1 protein-coding gene is annotated in these 539 nt (G+C 41.0%); it reads right to left on the reverse strand.

Annotated features, from left to right (window positions below; all coding sequences use genetic code 11):
* A partial coding sequence (locus ACFIMP_RS09980; protein WP_375686354.1) for an autotransporter domain-containing protein occupies positions 1 to 539 on the reverse strand: 539 nt, incomplete at both ends.

Raw genomic sequence — 539 nt, forward strand, 5'->3', positions numbered from 1 at the left:
AACCATTGAGAAGGATTTTTCATATCAACGGTAAAATTATCAGCATCTTCAATGGTATTAAACATCAAATGTTGATAGGCAATTTGTGCTTGTGGCTCAAATGTTAAACTTTCCATTCCGGTTGCAAACTCTTTGCCAACAGTGGTGGAGATACTCAACATTTTGGCATTTTGCAATTTTGCGGTTTTGCCAATGATAGCATTGCCGATATCTCCTTTTAGAATTCCATAGGATAACAGTGTATCCATATAGAAACCATTGTCATGCTGCACGCTGCCATAAGCTGTTAGTGACCATTTATCCAATGTGCTCTTACTTACATCATCCATATCCTTTGGAGTGAAAGACAGCCGCCCATAGGTGCCTACAAGACCGAAATGTGTTGTGGTATTTTGTCCTTCTAATGCCGCGAATGTGACACCGGCTTGGAGAGCAGCATAGCGGATATCAGCACCATAACCATATTTGAGAGGTCCGCGTTCAGAAGATAAGGTTCCTGTGTTTCCGTAAGTATAGAGGAAGAAACCGGTTTGTTTTTC

This window comes from Bartonella sp. AP65SXKL, from assembly GCF_042195725.1.
GTDB lineage: Bacteria > Pseudomonadota > Alphaproteobacteria > Rhizobiales > Rhizobiaceae > Bartonella.